The sequence below is a fragment of the Pseudomonas kitaguniensis genome, from assembly GCF_009296165.1.
Classification (GTDB): Bacteria; Pseudomonadota; Gammaproteobacteria; order Pseudomonadales; family Pseudomonadaceae; genus Aquipseudomonas; species Aquipseudomonas kitaguniensis.
Map to the genome: position 1 here is coordinate 1 of NZ_VUAZ01000126.1, position 18,324 is coordinate 18,324.

Below are 18,324 nucleotides of genomic sequence, written 5' to 3' on the forward strand. Positions count from 1 at the left end.
TTTGGGTGATGGCTTATATCGGTTTCCTGCCGGGTTACCCACGGATTCAAGCCTGCGTGCGCCATCGTGGTTTAACGGGGTGCTTCTCAGATCAAGATCACAAGATCAAAGCAAGAGCACGGCGGCCCGAAAGCCGAGCTGATTAGGTTGAATGCAGAACAAAAGCAGTTTTGCATACATCGGCAGAGTGTCTGCTTTTTTTGCTTTTTGTGGGAGGGGGCTTGCTCCCGATAGCAGTTTTACAGTTGATACATGAATTGACTGACCCACCGCCATCGGGAGCAAGCCCCCTCCCACAGTTTGACCGAGTTCGGCTTGGGAATTGGGCCGGCTTTCGGGCCTTTCAAAAGTGACTCGCTGTAAGAGCGGAACCGATATAGGCCCTAACCTCAAAACGGATATGCACTCAAAACCAAAGCCCCAAACCTGGATAAATTTCAATAACAAAAACAATAGGTTATTCGTAGTTTGATAGGAGCCGAGTTCGGCTTGTGAGATTAATTCGGGGCAAAAAAAAGCCCCGCCAATTGACGGGGTTGAGGTACGAGCGTGGCGCTCGAAAATCGGTGCAGCCAAGCCTCCCCATTGCGGGGGAGGCCGCTGGCTGATTACAGCAGGATAGTGCGTATATCGTTCAACAGTTGGCTCAGACGCTGCGTAAAGCGAGCCGCAGCGGCGCCGTTGATCACACGGTGATCGTAAGACAACGACAGCGGCAGCATCAGCTTCGGCTGGAACGCTTTACCGTCCCACACAGGCTGGATAGTGGCCTTGGAAACACCCAGGATCGCCACTTCCGGCGCGTTGACGATTGGCGTAAAGCCAGTGCCGCCAATGTGCCCGAGGCTGGAGATGGTGAAGCACGCGCCTTGCATGTCGTCGGCGGTGAGCTTCTTGTCGCGGGCCTTGGCAGCCAGCGCAGCCGCTTCGGCAGCCAGTTGCAGCAGGCTTTTTTGGTCGACGTTCTTGATCACCGGCACCAGCAGGCCATCCGGCGTATCGACTGCGAAACCTACGTTCACGTACTTCTTGCGGATGATCGCTTTGCCGCTTGGCGCCAGCGAGCTGTTGAAGTCCGGCAGCTCCTTGAGCAGGTGCGCACAGGCCTTGAGCAGCAGTGGCAACACGGTCAGTTTCACGCCAGCCTTCTCGGCCACGGCTTTCTGCGCAACGCGGAAAGCTTCCAGGTCGGTAATGTCGGCCTGGTCGAACTGAGTCACGTGCGGGATGTTCAGCCAGCTGCGGTGCAGGCTCGACGCGCCGATTTGCATCAGGCGGGTCATCGGCACTTCTTCGGTTTCGCCGAAGCGGCTGAAGTCCACCACCGGGATCGGCGGAATGCCCGAACCACCGGTGGCAGCGCCGGCAGCCGGAGCTTCCTTGGCCTTCTGCATCATGGATTTGACGTAAACCTGCACGTCTTCCTTCAGCACACGACCGTGAGGGCCGGTGGCCGACACAGCGTTCAGCTCAACCCCGAACTCACGCGCCAGTTGGCGTACGGCAGGGCCAGCGTGAACCTTGGCGCCGCTTGGCGCAGGTGCGGCAGCCGCCGGGGCCGGTGCAGCCTCAGCTTTTGCAGCCGGTGCTGCAGCGGCGGCAGGTGCCGGTGCCGGTGCCGGTGCAGCTTCAGCTTTGGCCGCCGGCGCAGCAGCGGCCGCAGCGGGTGCCGCAGCAGGCGCAGCGCCTTGTACTTTGAGCTTGAGGATGAAGTCGCCAGTGCCGACTTCGTCTTCCAGCTTGACCGCGATGCTTTCCACAACGCCGGCAGCCGGCGACGGGATTTCCATGGAGGCCTTGTCGGACTCCAGGGTGATCAGCGACTGGTCGGCTTCGACGGTGTCGCCGACTTTGACCAGCAGCTCAATGATCTTGGCCTTGCCCGACGAGCCGATGTCCGGAACATGAATGTCCTGAACGCTGGCGGCGGCGGCAGCCGGAGCAGCCGCCTCGGCCGCTGGGGCCTCGGCAGGCTTTTCAGCAGGCTTTTCAGCAGGTTTTTCTGCTGGCGCTGCAGCGCCAGCAGGCGCTGCCGCAGGGGCCGCATCAGCGGCGCCTTCGATTTCCAGCTCAAGCAGTTCGTCGCCTTCTTTCAGGCGGTCGCCCAGCTTGACCTTGAGGCTCTTGACCACGCCGGCCTTGGGAGCAGGGATTTCCATGCTCGCCTTGTCTGATTCCAGGGTCAGGATGCTCTGGTCGGCTTCGACGGTGTCGCCGACCTTCACAAACAGCTCGATTACTTCACCTTCACCGCTGCCGATGTCAGGTACGCGAATGAGTTCGCTCACAAAAAATCTCCTCAGCAGTCCAGTGGGTTGCGTTTTTCCGGGTTGATCCCGAACTTGACGATGGCGTCAGCCACCACCTTGGGTTCGATCTCACCACGGTCAGCCAAGGCTTCCAGGGCTGCCAACACCACGAAGTGACGGTCGACTTCGAAGAAGTGACGCAGCTTCTTGCGGCTGTCACTGCGGCCGAAACCGTCGGTGCCCAGGACTTTGAATTCCTTGGACGGGACCCACTGGCGAATTTGTTCAGCAAACAGCTTCATGTAGTCGGTGGACGCGATAACCGGACCTTTACGGCCGTTCAGGCATTCTTCGACGTAGCTCAGTGCAGGCTTCTGGCCAGGGTGCAGGCGGTTGTTGCGCTCTACGGCCAGGCCATCGCGACGCAGTTCGTTGAAGCTGGTAACGCTCCACACGTCAGCGCCGACGTTGAACTCGTCACGCAGGATCTTCGCCGCTTCACGCACTTCACGCAGGATGGTGCCGGAGCCCATCAGTTGTACGTGGTGCGCCGCTTCCTTGGTGTCTTCTTCGAGCAGGTACATGCCCTTGATGATGCCTTCTTCAACACCGGCCGGCATGGCTGGCTGCTGGTAAGACTCGTTCATCACGGTGATGTAATAGAAAATGTCCTGTTGCTCTTCGGTCATCTTCTTCATGCCGTCCTGAATGATCACCGCCAGCTCGTAGCCGTAGGTTGGATCAAAGGTGCGGCAGTTCGGGATGGTCGCAGCCAGGATGTGGCTGTGACCGTCTTCGTGTTGCAGGCCTTCGCCGTTCAGCGTGGTACGGCCGGCGGTGCCGCCGATCAGGAAGCCACGGGTACGGCTGTCGCCCGCTGCCCACGCCAGGTCACCGATACGCTGGAAACCGAACATCGAGTAGAAGATGTAGAACGGCAGCATCGGCTGGTTGTGGCTGGAGTACGAAGTACCGGCAGCGATGAAGGAGCTCATGGCGCCCGCTTCGTTGATGCCTTCTTCGAGGATCTGGCCCTTCTTGTCTTCCTTGTAGAACATCACCTGGTCTTTATCGACTGGCTCGTAGAGCTGGCCGACGGAGGAGTAGATGCCCAACTGACGGAACATGCCTTCCATACCGAAGGTACGCGCTTCGTCCGGGATGATCGGGACGATACGCGAGCCGATTTCCTTGTCCTTGACCAATTGCGCGAGGATGCGCACGAAGGCCATGGTGGTGGAAATTTCACGGTCGCCCGAGCCGTCCAGGATAGCCTTGAGGGTATCGAGTGGCGGCGTCGGGATGTTGAAGCTTTTAGCGCGGCGCTGTGGCACGAAACCGCCCAGCGCGGTGCGGCGTTCGCTCAGGTAACGCGCTTCGGCGCTGTTTGGCTCTGGCTTGAAGAACGGCAGGTTCTCCAGCTCTTCATCCTTGACCGGGATGTCGAAGCGATCACGGAACAACTTCAGGCTGTCGACATCGACTTTCTTGGTGTTGTGCGCAGTGTTTTTCGCTTCGCCGGCACCGGTGCCATAACCTTTGATGGTTTTGGCCAGGATGACGGTCGGTTGTTCTTTGTGGTTGACCGCTTGGTGGTACGCCGCATACACCTTGTACGGGTCGTGGCCGCCACGGTTGAGTTTCCAGATCTCGTCGTCGGACAAGTCTGCAACCATCGCCTTGAGTTCCGGCGTGTTGAAGAAGTGTTCACGCACGAACGCGCCGTCTTTGGCCTTGTAGTTCTGGTACTCGCCGTCGATGACTTCGTCCATGCGACGTTGCAGGATACCGTCGACGTCTTTGGCCAACAGTGGGTCCCAGAAACGCCCCCAGATAACTTTGGTCACGTTCCAGTGGGCGCCACGGAACACGCCTTCGAGTTCCTGGATGATCTTGCCGTTGCCGCGAACCGGGCCGTCGAGGCGCTGCAGGTTGCAGTTGATGACGAAGATCAGGTTGTCGAGCTTCTCGCGGCCAGCCAGGGAGATGGCGCCCAGCGATTCCGGCTCGTCACACTCGCCGTCACCCAGGAAGCACCAGACCTTCTGCTTGCCTTCCGGGATGAAGCCACGCGCTTCCAGGTACTTCATGAAACGTGCCTGGTAGATCGCCTGGATCGGGCCAAGGCCCATCGACACAGTCGGGAACTGCCAGAAGTCCGGCATCAGCCAAGGGTGCGGGTAGGACGACAGGCCGCCACCGTCGACTTCCTGACGGAAGTTGTTCATCTGGTCTTCGCTGATGCGGCCTTCCATGAACGCACGGGCGTAAACGCCTGGCGAGGTGTGGCCCTGGAAGTAGATCAGGTCGCCGCCGTGTTCTTCGGTCGGGGCCTGGAAGAAGTAGTTGAAGCCGATGTCATACAGGGTTGCGCTGGAAGCGAAGCTGGAGATGTGACCGCCCAGGTCCGAATCTTTCAAGTTCGTGCGCATTACCATCGCCATGGCGTTCCAACGTACCAGCGAGCGAATGCGGCGTTCCATGAACAGGTCGCCAGGCATGCGTGCTTCGTGGGTAACGGGGATGGTGTTGCGGTATGGCGTAGTGATGGCGTAAGGCAGTTGCGAGCCGCTGCGGGTCGCGAGTTCGCCCATACGGGTCATCAGGTAGTGAGCACGGTCTTCGCCTTCTTTGTCGAGAACCGATTCCAGGGCGTCCAGCCATTCCTGGGTTTCGACGGGATCGAGGTCTTGCATGGCTTGCTCCAGGGCGGAAAGGCTACCAGAATCGGCTGCCTGAGTTTGCGACTGGCCTTGTGGGCAGACGACATAAATTCTTGGATGGCCGAAGGTTGCTTCGGCGTCCTGTAGTTTTACTACAAATCGTCGGCCATTTCAGCCTTTCGAATGTATATACGAGTAGTAAAACTACACAAGACTGAGCGTATGGCTCGGTCTGGCTGGTGAGCATAATCGTTATTGTTGATCTTTTGCGAACAAGAAAAGGTGAAAGTTTGATGTTGCCTGCCAAGATTAATTTAATTTCAGCTATTTATAACCTTTGTTCGACAGTCCATCACCGCGCGAGGGTCTTGCGCTCACCGCCACAAGCCATTTACGCGCCGATCAAGGATAGACCATGAGCCTTCCAACACTGGCCGAATTACCGGCCATTTTAGTGCCTTTCGCCACGCGAGCCGAGCAGTCATTACGTGAAACGGTGGCCGCGCTGGACGACGATCATGGCCTTTCTGCGTGGACGCCGCAACGCTGGGCGGATTTTGCGCGTGTGTGCGCCGCCAGTGATTTTGTGATTGAACAGAGCCTGCGTGATCCTGTGATGTTGCTTGAACTGGTGGCCTGGGGCGAGCTGGACCGAGGCTTTGCGCCCGGCGAGCTGTGTGGGCAGATCGCGCGCCGTGCAACAAGCTGAAACAGAAGATGAGTTGGGCCGCGTGCTGCGTCGCCAGCGTACGCGCCAACAGGTGCGCATTATCTGGCGCGACCTGACGCGCCAGGCCGACCTGGTGCAAACCTGCCGCGACCTCTCCGACATGGCCGATGCCAGCATCGACCAGGCTTATCAATGGCTGTACCAACGCCATTGCGTGCAATTCGGCACGCCCACCGGTCGGCGCAGCGGTGAAGCGCAGCACATGGTCATCCTCGGCATGGGCAAGCTCGGCGCGGTGGAGCTGAACCTGTCGTCGGATATTGACCTGATCTTCGCCTACCCCGAGGGCGGCGACACGGTGGGCGTGAAGCGCGCGCTGGACAACCAGGAATTTTTCATCCGCCTTGGTCAAAAATTGATCAAGCGCTCGACCCGATGACCGTCGACGGTTCGTGTTCCGCGTTGACATGCGCCTGCGCCCGTATGGTTCGGCCGGTGCGCTGGTGCTGAGCTTTAACGCGCTGGAGCAGTATTACCAGGACCAGGGCCGTGACTGGGAACGCTACGCGATGATCAAGGCGCGGGTTGTGGCGGGCGACCAAGTGGCGGGCGCGCAACTGCTCGACATGCTGCGCCCGTTTGTTTATCGCCGTTACCTGGACTTTTCCGCCATCGAAGCGCTGCGCACCATGAAGCAGTTGATTCAGCAAGAAGTGCGGCGCAAAGGCATGGCCGAGAACATCAAGCTGGGCTCGGGCGGCATTCGTGAAGTGGAATTTATCGCCCAGGCGTTCCAGCTGATTCACGGCGGGCGCGACCTCAGCCTGCAACAGCGGCCTCTGCTCAAGGTGCTGGGCATGCTCGAAGGCCAAGGGTACTTGCCGCCGGCGGTGATCGCCGAGTTGCGCAATGGCTATGAATTTTTGCGTTACACCGAACACGCGATCCAGGCGATTGCCGACCGGCAGACGCAAATGCTCCCGGATGGCCCCGAAGACCAGGCGCGTATCGCGTTTATGCTGGGTTTCGCCGACTGGGCCGCCTTCCACGAGCGGCTGATGTACTGGCGCGGCCGGGTGGACTGGCACTTCCGTCAGGTAATTGCAGACCCTGATGAAGAAGAGGGCGAAGAAAGCGAAATGGTTGTCGGCGGTGAATGGTTGCCGCTGTGGGAAGAGTCGCAAGACGAAGACGCTGCCTGCCGCCAATTGGCCGAAGGGGGCTTCAGCGATGCCGCCAAAGCGCTCAAAGCTCTGGCCGGCCTGCGCGGTAGCCCGCAATTGCGCGCCATGCAGCGCTTGGGTCGCGAGCGGCTGGATGCGTTTATTCCGCGCCTGCTGGCCCAGGCCGTCGAGCATGCCAACCCGGATTTGGTGTTGGAGCGCGTACTGCCACTGGTCGAAGCCGTGGCCCGCCGTTCCGCCTACTTGGTGCTGCTTGCCGAAAACCCCGATGCCCTGCGCCGCTTGCTGACCTTGTGCGCCGCCAGCCCATGGATCGCTGAACAGATCACGCGTTTCCCGCTGTTGCTTGATGAACTGCTCAACGAAGGCCGCCTGTTCAAGCCGCCGTTGGCGCCGGAACTTGCCGCCGAGCTGCGCGAACGCCTGACGCGCATCCCCGAGGATGACCTTGAGCAGCAAATGGAAGCGCTGCGCCACTTCAAACTGGCCCACCGCCTGCGCGTCGCTGCGTCGGAAATCGCCGGCAGCCTGCCGCTGATGAAGGTCAGCGACTACCTGACCTGGCTCGCCGAGGCCATCCTCGAACAAGTGCTGGCCCTGGCCTGGCGCCAGACGGTGGCCCGCCACGGCTCGCCGCAACGGCTGGACGGTACTGTGTGCAACCCGGGTTTTGTGATTGTCGGGTATGGCAAGGTCGGCGGCATCGAACTGGGGCATGGTTCCGACCTGGACCTGGTGTTTATCCATGACGGTGACCCGCAGGCCGAAACCGACGGCGCCAAGCCGATCGACGGCGCGCAGTTCTTCACGCGCCTGGGCCAGCGCATCATTCACCTGCTGACCACCCAGACCAACTCCGGCCAGTTATATGAAGTGGACATGCGCCTGCGACCTTCCGGTGCCTCGGGCCTGTTGGTGAGTTCGCTGGGTGCATTTGCCCGCTATCAAGAAAATGAAGCCTGGACCTGGGAACATCAGGCCCTGATCCGTGCGCGGGTGCTGGTGGGCAGCCAGGATGTGGGCCATGCGTTCGAGAAGGTGCGCGCCAAAGTGCTTGGGCGCACGCGTGACTTGGCGAAGCTGCGCCAGGAGGTCAGCGAGATGCGCGCCAAGATGCGCGACAACCTCGGCACCAAGAGCACCGCGGCGGGTACCTCGGCGAATGCCTTCGCAGCCACGGCCGTGTTCGACCTCAAGCAGGACGCCGGAGGTATCGTCGATATTGAATTTATGGTGCAATACGCGGCTTTGGCATGGTCTGCGCAACATCCATCGTTGCTGCGCTACACCGACAATATCCGCATTTTGGAAGGTTTGGAGCAGGTCGGGCTGATGCCCGCCGCCGATGCTCATCTGCTGCGCGAAGTGTATAAAGCGTACCGTTCCGCCGCGCACCGCCAGGCCTTGCAAAACGAGGCCGGCACGGTTGCAGGGGACCAGTTCGCCGACGAACGGCGTCAAGTGATGCGAATCTGGAATGAACTGGGTTTAAGCTGAAACCCGATGAATTGAGCGATGCCAATCTAATGTGGAAACCGGCTTTATGTGGGAGCGGGCTTGCCCGCGATGCAGACGCTTCGGTGTATCAGGTATACCGAGGCGATGCTATCGCAGGCAAGCCAGCTCCAACAAAAAGCGCGATCCGCAGTAATTATCGAGGCGGGGAGGCGTAAGCCTCCCCGCATCGTTTGTGGAAACTACATGAATATTTTGATTGTTGGGCCCAGTTGGGTCGGTGACATGGTGATGGCGCAGACACTGTTCCAGTGCCTGAAACAGCGTCATCCCGACTGCCAAATCGACGTGCTCGCCCCCGAGTGGAGCCGGCCGATCCTTGAGCGCATGCCGCAAGTGCGCAAGGCCTTGAGCTTTCCGCTCGGCCACGGCGCGCTTGAGCTGGCGACCCGTCGTCGCATCGGCAAATCCCTGGCTGGCGAATACGATCAGGCTATTCTGCTGCCCAACTCGCTCAAGTCGGCGTTGGTGCCGTTTTTTGCCGGTATCCCCAAACGCACCGGCTGGCGCGGCGAGTTTCGCTACGTGTTGCTCAACGACGTGCGCACGCTCGACAAGGCGCGTTACCCGCTGATGATCGAGCGTTTCATGGCGCTGGCCTACGAGCCGGGCGCCGAGTTGCCGACGCCGTACCCACGACCGAGCCTGCAAATCGACCCGGTAACGCGTGACGCGGCGCTGGCCAAGTTCGGCCTGGTGCTCGACCGGCCGGTGTTGGCGCTGTGCCCCGGTGCGGAGTTTGGCGAGTCCAAGCGCTGGCCGTCGGAGCATTACGCCAAAGTCGCCGAGATGAAGATCCGCGAAGGCTGGCAGGTCTGGTTGTTCGGCTCGAAAAACGATCACTCGGTGGGTGAAGACATCCGCCAGCGCCTGATTCCCGGGCTGCGCGAAGAGGCGGTTAACCTCAGTGGCGACACCTCGCTGGCCGAGGCCATCGACTTGCTGTCCTGCGCCGACTCGGTGGTGTCCAACGACTCCGGCCTGATGCACGTGGCGGCGGCGTTGAATCGCCCGCTGGTGGCGGTGTACGGCTCGACCTCGCCAGGCTTTACGCCACCCTTGGCCGACAAGGTTGAAGTGGTGCGCCTGGGCCTCGATTGCAGCCCGTGTTTTGACCGCACGTGCCGTTTCGGCCACTACAATTGCCTGCGCCAGTTGCTGCCGCAACCGGTCAGCGACGCCTTGCAGCGGTTGCAGGGCTCCGTGGTCGAGGTCCGTTAGTTTGCGCGTACTGGTCGTCAAAACCTCATCCCTGGGCGATGTGATTCACGCCCTGCCTGCGCTCACCGACGCTGCGCGCGCGATCCCCGGTATTCGCTTTGATTGGGTGGTGGAAGAAGGCTTTGCCGAAATTCCCACCTGGCACCCGGCGGTAGACAAGGTGATTCCGGTGGCGATTCGCCGCTGGCGCAAAAACCTCTGGCAGACCTTCAAAAGCGGCGAATGGCGACGCTTCAAGCAGCTTATCCAGTCGACCAAATACGACTTGGTGATCGACGCGCAAGGCCTGCTGAAAAGCGCCTGGCTGACACGCTATGTGCGTGCGCCGGTGGCGGGGTTTGATAAAAATTCGGCCCGCGAGCCGATTGCCGCGCGCTTCTACTCGCGGCGCCTGGCGGTTGCGCGTGGGCAGCATGCGGTCGAGCGTTTGCGTCAGCTATTCGCGGTTGCGCTGGGCTATGACTTGCCCAAAGGCCTCGGCGATTACGGCCTGAGCGTCGACAAACTGCTGGGCCTGCCGCCTGAAAAACCGTTTGTGCTGCTGCTGCATGGCACCACGTGGGGCACCAAGCACTGGCCCGAAGCCTACTGGCGCGAGCTGGCTGAACGCATGGGTCGCCTGGGCGTGGAGGTGAAGCTGCCTTGGGGCAACGCCGACGAAAAAGCCCGCGCGCAGCGTTTGGCGCACGGCCTGCCGCACGCCGAAGTGCTGCCCAAGCTGAACCTGGCTGGCGTGGCGCGTGTGCTGGCCGGCGCGCGTGCCTGCGTGGCGGTCGACACTGGACTCGGGCACTTGGCCGCCGCGCTGGATGTGCCGACCATTTCGCTGTTCGGCCCCACCAACCCCGGCCTTACCGGCGCCTACGGCAAGGGTCAGATTCACTTGGCCAGCGACTTCCCCTGCGCGCCGTGCCTGCAAAAACACTGTACCTATCAACCCACAGCCGACGATGTGCGTCGGTTCGACATCAAACGCGAGTCGCCCCTGTGCTTCACGCGCCTGAACCCTGAGCGTGTGGCAAGCCGGCTGAGCACGTTGTTACTGGCTGAGGAGCTGCACTGATGCAACTGGCTTTTGTTCTGTACAAATACTTCCCCTTCGGTGGCCTGCAGCGCGACTTCATGCGCATCGCGCTGGAGTGCCAGCAACGCGGCCACACGATTCGTGTCTACACGCTGATTTGGGAAGGCGATATTCCGCCCGGTTTCGAAGTACTGGTGGCGCCGGTCAAGGCGTTCTTCAATCACCGACGCAACGAGAAACTCAGTGCGTGGATGGCCGCTGACTTGGCCAAGCGCCCGGTGGATCGCCTGATCGGCTTTAACAAAATGCCTGGCCTGGACGTTTACTACGCCGCCGATGGCTGTTTTGAAGACAAGGCGCAGAACCTGCGCCATTCGCTTTACAAAAGCTTTGGCCGCTACAAGCACTTTGCCGAGTACGAGCGTGCGGTGTTCGCCAAAGATGCCAAGACCGAAGTCTTGATGATCTCCGAAGTGCAGCAACCGCTGTTTATCAAGCATTACGACACTCCGCTGGAGCGCTTCCACCTGCTGCCACCGGGCATTGCCCACGACCGCCGCGCGCCGCCGGATGCCGCCGCGATTCGGCAAGGGTTCCGCAAGGAATTCAAGCTGGCTGACGACGACCTGCTGCTGGTGCAGATCGGCTCCGGCTTCAAGACCAAGGGCGTCGATCGCAGCCTCAAGGCCGTGGCCGCGTTACCGGCAGAACTTAAAAAACGCACGCGCCTGTTTGTGATTGGCCAGGACGACCCCAAAGTCTTCCAATTGCAAAGCGCCACACTGGGGCTGGGCGATAACGTGCAGTTCCTCAAGGGCCGTAGCGATATTCCGCGTTTCCTGCTGGGCGCCGACCTGTTGATTCACCCGGCGTACAACGAAAACACCGGCACCGTGTTGCTCGAAGCCCTGGTGGCCGGTTTGCCGGTGCTGGTTTCGGCCGTTTGCGGTTACGCGCATTACATCGCCGAAGCGGACAGCGGCCTGGTGCTGGATGAGCCGTTTGAACAAACACAGCTCAATCAGTACCTGACAAACATGCTCACCGACACTGCACAGCGCGCGGCCTGGGGCCGCAATGGGTTGGCCTTCGCCGAGACGGCCGACCTCTACAGCATGCCGCAGCACGCTGCGGATGTGATTCTGGCGGAGCCAAAACGATGAAGTTGATTCTTGCCGAACCGTTCAAGACCTTATGGGCCGGGCGTGATCCCTTCGCCGAAGTCGAAAAACTGCAAGGCCAGGTATTTCGCGAGCTGGCGGCGCGGCGCACGTTGCGCACCGAAGTCGACGGCCGCGCGTATTTCGTCAAAATCCACCGCGGCATCGGTTGGGCGGAAATCCTCAAGAACCTGATCACCGCCAAGTTGCCGGTGCTCGGTGCCGGCCTGGAATGGGACGCCATTCACCGCTTGCAGGAACTCGGCGTGCCGACCATGACCGGCGTGGCCTTTGGCGAAAAAGGCAACAACCCGGCCGACCAGCATTCGTTCATCATCACCGAGGAACTGGCGCCGACCATCAGCCTCGAAGACCTCAGCGTCAATTGGGCCGCGCAGCCGCCTGCACCGGCCTTGCGCCTGGCGCTGACGGCTGAGCTGGCGCGCATGGTCGGCGATATGCACCGTGGCGGTGTGAACCACCGCGACTGCTACCTTTGCCACTTCCTGCTCGACACTGCCAAGCCGATCGACGCGCGCGACATCAAGTTGTCGGTGATTGACCTGCATCGCGCCCAATTGCGTGCCCATCTGCCGCTGCGCTGGCGCGACAAAGACTTGTCTGCGCTGTACTACTCGGCGCTGGACATCGGCCTGACCCAGCGTGACAAGTTGCGCTTTCTCAAAGGTTATTTCCGCCAGCCACTGCGCCAGATTCTCGCTGAGCAATCGGCGTCGCTGAGCCTGATGCAGCGTAAAGCCGACAAGCTGTACGCGCGCAAACAGCGGCTAGGGGATGCGATCTGATGGCGGGTTGGAACCTGGAACCTGCGTATGCCGCGCTGGCAGATGACTTTGGCAGCCTTGATGCGGTGTTTGCGCTGCAAGGCGAGCGCCTGACCCGCGACCCCTTGTCAGAAGTGATTCGGGTGGAGCGCGCGGGCGTCAATTACTACGTCAAACGCTACGTCGGTGCCGGCAAAGGCCTGCGCCGCTACTTGGGCAAGCCACGGGTCAAGTCCGAGTGGCAGAACCTCAAGCGTTTCGCCAAATGGGGCATTCCCACCGCCGACGTGGTGGCCTGGGGCCTGGAGCGCAAAGGGCTGGCCTACGACCGTGGCGCGATGATCACCCGCGAGCTGCCCAAAACCGAAGACCTGTCGGCGCTGGCCGAGCGTGACGATGCGCGATTGGACGACCCGCAGTGGGTCAATGTGATCAGCCGCCAGCTCGCTGAATACACGCGCACCATGCACGAGAACCACTTCACGCATAACGACTTGAAGTGGCGCAACCTGTTGGTCGACGACCAGCGCACGCTGTATTTGATCGATTGCCCCAACGGTGCTTTCTGGCGCGGCTTCTGGCTCAAATACCGGATCACCAAGGACCTGGCCTGCCTGGACAAGGTGGCCAAGTATCAGTTGACGGCCACCCAGCGCTTGCGCTTTTACCTGCAATACCGCCAACGCTCGCACCTGACGGCGTCGGATAAACAGCGAATTCGCCACGTGGTGAAGTTTTTTGAGGGGCGCGAATGAGTGATTTCCTGGCGGCCGAAGACCGCGCTCTGTTGGAGCGCCATGGCCTCGCAACCTTCGACGCCTTGTGGGCCAGGCAACTGGACGCGGTGGATGAGCCCAATACCAGCGATGGTGGCTGGAGCAGCGTGTTTCGCCTGGTGCTTGAAGGCCAGGGTTACTACCTCAAGCGCCAGAGCAACTACCTGACGCGTACGCTGCACTCGCCCCTTGGCGAGCCGAGTTTTGCCCGCGAGTTTCGCAACATCAGCCGCTACCAAAAGCTCGGTATTCCGGCATTGCAGGCCGCGTTTTTCGGCGAGCGCAAGGTTAAGGGCGAGCGCCGCGCGATGTTGCTGACCCGCGCGCTGGACGGTTGGAACGACCTGGATTCGCTGCTGGAGCGCTGGTCGCAACTGAGCGACGCCCAGCACCGCGCGATCCTTAAGGCCTGCGGCGAGCTGGCTCGTCAGTTGCACAGCGTGGGTCAAGTGCATGGCTGTTTTTACCCCAAGCATATTTTTCTGCAGGCCGCCGGTGACGGTTATGCCGCGCAGTTGATTGACCTGGAAAAAACCCGCCCGCTGTTGTTCGGCTGGCGTGATCGGGTCAAGGACCTGGAGCCACTGTTGCGCCGTGCGCCGCAATGGACACACGCGCACGTGCGCCAGTTGCTGGCAGCCTACCTGCAACAACCCGAGGACAGCGCGCTGGTCGACGCCTGGCTCAAACGCCTGACCGCGCGTCGCAGCCACAAGGAGAGCCGTTGATGCGTTTGTCCGAGCTGAAAACCGCCGGCCGCGCGCCCAGCTTGCCGCTGACCGTCGAGCTGGCGGACGCCGCAGGCCCAGGGCAGTTGCAACTGCTCAGCCTGCTGCGCGTGTTGCCGGGCGAGCGCTACGTGGGCGCCGCCGTATGGCGCGGTCGCCCGGTGCTGGCCAAGTTGTTGGTGGGCAGCAAAGCGGCACGGCATTTTCAACGCGAACGCAACGGCGTGCGCCTGCTGGCGGAACACGGCCTGACCACGCCGTTGCTGCTTGCCGATGGCTTGCAGGAAGGCGAGGGCGGCTGGCTACTGTTTGAGTTTATTGAAGGCGCCGAAAGCCTGGCCGATGCCTGGAACGCGGTCGAAGGGTTGCCGCCGCTGGCCGACGAACAAGCCGCCGTACTCGCCGAGGCGTTGGCGGCGATTGCCCGGATGCACGCCAAGGGGCTGTGGCAGGAAGACCTGCACCTCGACAACCTGCTGCGCCAGGACGGCACGCTGTACCTGATTGACGGTGCCGGCATTCGTGTTGAAGTGGCGGGCAAGCCGCTGTCGCGCAACCGTGTACTGGAAAACCTCGGGGTGTTTTTTGCTCAGCTACCGAAGAACCTCGAGCCGTTTACCGAAGAACTGCTGGTGTATTACCTGCTGAGCAACGGCGAACACGCGTTGCCGCTGCAAGCGCTGGAACAGCAAGTGCGCAAGGTCAGCGCTTGGCGCTTGAAGGACTTTTTGAACAAGGTCGGCCGTGAGTGCACGCTGTTCAGCGTGGTACGCGGCGCCTTTGCATTGCGCGCGATTCGCCGTGAGGAAGAACCCGCGATGCTGCCCGTGCTGGGTCAGGCTGATGCGTTGCTGGATCAAGGCCATCTGTATAAAACCGGTGGCGCGGCGAGTGTCGGCAAGGTCGAGGTGGCTGGTCGGGCGTTGGTGATCAAGCGATACAACATCAAGGGCGTTGCGCATTGGTTCAAGCGTTTCTGGCGGCCGAGTCGTGCCTGGCATTCGTGGCGTGAAGGCAATCGCCTGGCGTTTCTGGGGATTGCGACGCCCAAGCCGCTTGCGGTGTTGGAAAAACGCTTTTTCTGGCTGCGGGGTCGGGCTTATCTGGTGACCGAGTTTTTGCCGGGGCCGGATATTATCGAGCGCTTTGCGCCGTATGTTGAGAACGGTGATGCGCCGGAAGATGAATTGGCGGCGCTGGATCGCTTGTTTGCCGAGCTGATTCGCGAGCGCATCAGCCATGGCGACCTTAAGGGCCATAACGTGTTTTGGGCTGGGGACCGCTGGGCGCTGATCGACCTGGATGCGATGTGTCAGCACGCCTCTGTCGGCAGTTTTGCGCCGGCATTTGCCAAGGATCGTGCACGGTTTATGCGTAATTGGCCGGAAACCAGCGGGTTGTACCGGTTGATTGATCAGCGCTTGCCTCGGGTGCTTTGACCCGGCGCCTGAACTCGGTCAACGGTGGGAGCGGGCTTGCTCGCGATGGCGGCGTGTCAGATAAGTATTTTTCAGCTGATACACCGCCATCGCGAGCAAGCCCGCTCCCACAAAAAGCGCTTTTGATCTGCTTCAGCCACTCGGTTCGGCTTAAGGCCGCCGCGCTTTACCGGATCAGAACTGATACTCCGCACCGGCTCCCGCGTACCACGAGCGGCCTGGCGCGGCTTCGTAATAGCGGCCATTGCCATCGCCGACGATCACCGAGCCGACGTATTGGCGGTCAAGCAAGTTATCCAGGCGCAGGGTCTGGTGGAAGGTCCAGTGTTCGACCTTCTGCTCGAAACGCGCGCGCCAGTTGAACACGCTGTAGCCCGGTGCGGCGTGTTGCTGGTTGGTGTCCTCGACATACACCTTGCTGCGGTACATGCCTTCCAGCGCGGTGCTGACCCAGTCGCGGGGCTTCCAGTTCAGCTCGGCGAACAGTGTGGTTTGCGGCACGCCGGGCAGGTAGTTGCCTTTGTCGACGGTGGTGCTGCCGCCGCTGACGAAGTCACTGTCGTAAGTGGCTTGCAGGCGGGTGTAAGCGATGTTGGTGCTCCACTGTTGACTGAGCTGGCTGTCGATGCCGAGTTCGAAGCCACGGCGCAACGTACGGCCGGCGTTCTGGTAGGTGGTGCGACCCCCGCTGGCTTGCTGCACCACCAGTTCGTCTTCGGTGGTGATCTGGAACAACGCAGCATTGAGGCGCGTGCCCTCGGCAATCAGCGCTTTTAAACCCACTTCATACTGCTTGCTGACCGACGGCTTGAGCGCGAAGTTGAAACCGTTGGCCGTGCTGGAATACGCCGACTCGGCTTGAGTCGGGGTTTCGAAGCCGCTGCCCGCGCTGACGTAACCGTGCAGGTCCGGCGTGAAGGCGTACATGACGCTGACCGACGGCGTGTTCTTTTGGTAAGTCTGGTTGCCGCTGTCGTTGCCGTCACTAGTGAAGTGGTCGTCCACCTCCATCTTCATGGTGCTGTGGCGCACGCCGGCTTGAAGGGTCCAGTCGCCCAACAGCCAGTTGGCTTGCACAAACGGGTCGAGGCTGGTGGCGGTGTCGAGTTCATCGCGGCCCAAGGCGCCTTTGACGCCGTGCACACCGTTCAGGGTGTTGGAATAACCTTGGCGATCATCCTGGCTGCGGTCGTAGTCGAGGCCGGTGATCACGGTCAGCTCGCCGGGCGCACGGGTGATCGGTTGCAGCCAGTGGAGGGAGCCACCGTAGAATTTGCGGTCGAAGGCAACTACGCCGCCGCGAGCGTTTGCTGGGTTAGGGGCGCCACTGCCGAATTTGTCCGGTATCGACAAATACTGAATCACACTGCGCCGCCCGGTGTAGGCATTCACCTGCAAGGTCGCATCGCCAAAATAGCGCTCGTAATTCATGCCCAATTGCTGATGATCGATGCTTTTGCGTGTGTTGTACTGCAAGGCGGCGGGGGCCACCGAACGCGGGTCGGCCTTGTAGGCCGCCCATGTTTGCCCCAGCGGGTCCTGCGTGCCGTTCTGCTCCAGGCTGCTGTAGATCAGCGCGAGCTTGCTGTCGTCGTCCGGCTCAACGTTGAGCTTGGCGAAGGTCTGGTCACGGCGCGCGCTGCTGTGGTCGCGGTAGCCGTCGGTGTCCATGCGCGAGGCGTCGAGCACAAACCCTGCGCCATTCGCCGCGCCCTCGGCGCTCAGGTGGTTTTTGCTCAAACCGTCGCTGCCCACCAGGGTTTCGGCGCCGATGCGCGGCGGGCCTTCGCCGTCGCGGGAAAACATCTGGATCACCCCACCGGCGTTGCTGCCATACAAGGTGGCGGCCGGACCGCGCAGCACCTCAATGCGTTCGGCGGTGTCGAGGTTGAACGTGGCGGCCTGGCCCTGGCCATCCGGGGTGCTGGCCGGTATGCCGTCGGCAATCAGCTTGATGCCGCGCACGCCAAACGCCGAGCGGGCGCCGAAGCCGCGCGAGGAAATCTGCAGGTCCTGCGCGTAGTTCTGGCGGTTTTGCACCACCAGGCCAGGCACGCGAGACAAGACTTCTGACGCATTGATGCCGAGCTGGCCGTCGCTGATCTGCTCATGGCTGATGCCGTCCACCGAATACGGCAGATCAAATGTCGGGCTGGCGCTGCGTGAGCCAGTCACTACGCTGGGGTCGAGGATCAGCGGCGCGTCGTCAGCCAACGCGGTATCGCTCAAGGCGAGCAGGCCGGGCAACAAAAGGGTGATGCGGGCGAGGGTTTTCATGATCAGCCGTAATCCGTGGCGCATAGGGCATAAACGCGCAAAGGCTGCGAGTTTAGTGTCTCAACGGATTTTTATCATTTCGGATTCTTCCTACGGGGTGCATAGGCGTTGCAGTGCTGAATTCTCAGCGGCGGCGGTGCTAGCGTGGCCGCTCACTCGGAAGGGCTGTTCATGACACTGAAAATGACTGTTGCACTGCTGCTTGCATCCCTGGCCGTGAGCGGCTGCGGGACCATCAATACGGTTTTTCGCCCCGACGCCGTTGCCAGCCAGAACCTCAAGGAATCGCGCAGCCACTGCGAAAATGTGCCGCGTATCTACAGCGGGGTGATCTACGGCTTTTGCACACTCAACGGTGAGCCCAAGCCCGAGAAAAGCCTGAACGAGCAAAGCTTCTCCGGCTTTACAGGCAATGCGTTCCCTATCCTCGCCATCGAGGCCATCGCCTCTGGCGTGATGGACACGCTGGTGCTGCCTTACACGATCTACCGCCAGAACAAGGACGGCAGCATCGAGATCTACCGCTAGCCCCGCTTGGCGCTTGCCGCTAACAGCTTTGCACCGCTTTTAAGCTATAATCCCGCCCTTTAGCTGTTTCTCGCCCAGGCGAGGGGCACACTTTTTTCAGGCGCA

At 61.1% G+C, this 18,324-nt stretch carries 12 protein-coding genes and 1 pseudogene; 9 read left to right on the forward strand and 4 right to left on the reverse strand.

Translation table 11 applies throughout. The annotated features are described in order from the left end of the window. Window positions 1-105 precede the first annotated feature (105 nt). Genes F0169_RS20385 through aceE form a run of 3 tightly spaced genes read right to left on the reverse strand, consistent with a single transcriptional unit; the run spans window position 106 to window position 4,945 of the window. Complete coding sequence (locus F0169_RS20385) at window positions 106-576, reverse strand: hypothetical protein (RefSeq protein WP_152747467.1); 471 nt, start codon at window positions 574-576, stop codon at window positions 106-108. 32 nt (window positions 577-608) lie between these two features. After that, window positions 609-2,288: a dihydrolipoyllysine-residue acetyltransferase gene (gene aceF / locus F0169_RS20390; RefSeq protein WP_172979497.1), complete on the reverse strand. Its 1,680-nt coding sequence runs from the start codon at window positions 2,286-2,288 to the stop codon at window positions 609-611. Between the two features lie 11 nt (window positions 2,289-2,299). Then, window positions 2,300-4,945, reverse strand: coding sequence for a pyruvate dehydrogenase (acetyl-transferring), homodimeric type (aceE, locus tag F0169_RS20395; RefSeq protein ID WP_058415426.1), 2,646 nt, complete (start codon window positions 4,943-4,945; stop codon window positions 2,300-2,302). 382 nt (window positions 4,946-5,327) lie between these two features. Here aceE and glnE point away from each other — a divergent pair. From glnE to F0169_RS20435, 8 genes and pseudogenes are all read left to right on the forward strand, one after another. Next, a pseudogene (gene glnE / locus F0169_RS20400) lies at window positions 5,328-8,263 on the forward strand (bifunctional [glutamate--ammonia ligase]-adenylyl-L-tyrosine phosphorylase/[glutamate--ammonia-ligase] adenylyltransferase). Window positions 8,264-8,467: 204 nt separating this feature from the next. Continuing rightward, complete coding sequence (gene waaF, locus F0169_RS20405) at window positions 8,468-9,502, forward strand: lipopolysaccharide heptosyltransferase II (protein WP_058415424.1); 1,035 nt, start codon at window positions 8,468-8,470, stop codon at window positions 9,500-9,502. A gap of 1 nt (window position 9,503) precedes the next feature. Further along, window positions 9,504-10,565: a lipopolysaccharide heptosyltransferase I gene (gene waaC / locus F0169_RS20410; RefSeq protein WP_152747469.1), complete on the forward strand. Its 1,062-nt coding sequence runs from the start codon at window positions 9,504-9,506 to the stop codon at window positions 10,563-10,565. Next, on the forward strand, window positions 10,565-11,689 hold the full coding sequence (locus F0169_RS20415) for a glycosyltransferase family 4 protein (protein WP_058415422.1): 1,125 nt from the start codon (window positions 10,565-10,567) through the stop codon (window positions 11,687-11,689). The genes waaC and F0169_RS20415 overlap by 1 nt, the downstream gene beginning before the upstream one ends. After that, on the forward strand, window positions 11,686-12,492 hold the full coding sequence (gene rfaP / locus F0169_RS20420; RefSeq protein ID WP_152747470.1) for a lipopolysaccharide core heptose(I) kinase RfaP: 807 nt from the start codon (window positions 11,686-11,688) through the stop codon (window positions 12,490-12,492). Before F0169_RS20415 ends, rfaP begins: the two co-directional genes overlap by 4 nt. Next, window positions 12,492-13,226 (forward strand): lipopolysaccharide kinase InaA family protein, encoded by a 735-nt coding sequence (locus F0169_RS20425; RefSeq protein WP_058415420.1) that lies wholly within the window; start codon window positions 12,492-12,494, stop codon window positions 13,224-13,226. The genes rfaP and F0169_RS20425 overlap by 1 nt, the downstream gene beginning before the upstream one ends. After that, a complete protein-coding gene (locus F0169_RS20430; protein ID WP_152747471.1) occupies window positions 13,223-13,975 on the forward strand; it encodes a lipopolysaccharide kinase InaA family protein in 753 nt (250 codons plus the stop codon). Before F0169_RS20425 ends, F0169_RS20430 begins: the two co-directional genes overlap by 4 nt. Then, window positions 13,975-15,414 carry a lipopolysaccharide kinase InaA family protein gene (locus tag F0169_RS20435; RefSeq protein WP_152747472.1) on the forward strand — a complete coding sequence of 480 codons (1,440 nt, stop codon included), beginning with the start codon at window positions 13,975-13,977 and terminating at the stop codon, window positions 15,412-15,414. Before F0169_RS20430 ends, F0169_RS20435 begins: the two co-directional genes overlap by 1 nt. Window positions 15,415-15,588: 174 nt before the next feature. Here F0169_RS20435 and F0169_RS20440 read toward each other — a convergent pair whose 3' ends face one another. Next, a complete protein-coding gene (locus F0169_RS20440; protein WP_122251848.1) occupies window positions 15,589-17,691 on the reverse strand; it encodes a TonB-dependent receptor family protein in 2,103 nt (700 codons plus the stop codon). A 183-nt stretch (window positions 17,692-17,874) separates the two neighbouring features. Here F0169_RS20440 and F0169_RS20445 point away from each other — a divergent pair, with 183 nt between their 5' ends. Further along, window positions 17,875-18,219 carry a YceK/YidQ family lipoprotein gene (locus F0169_RS20445; RefSeq protein ID WP_235592373.1) on the forward strand — a complete coding sequence of 115 codons (345 nt, stop codon included), beginning with the start codon at window positions 17,875-17,877 and terminating at the stop codon, window positions 18,217-18,219. Window positions 18,220-18,324: the final 105 nt, after the last annotated feature.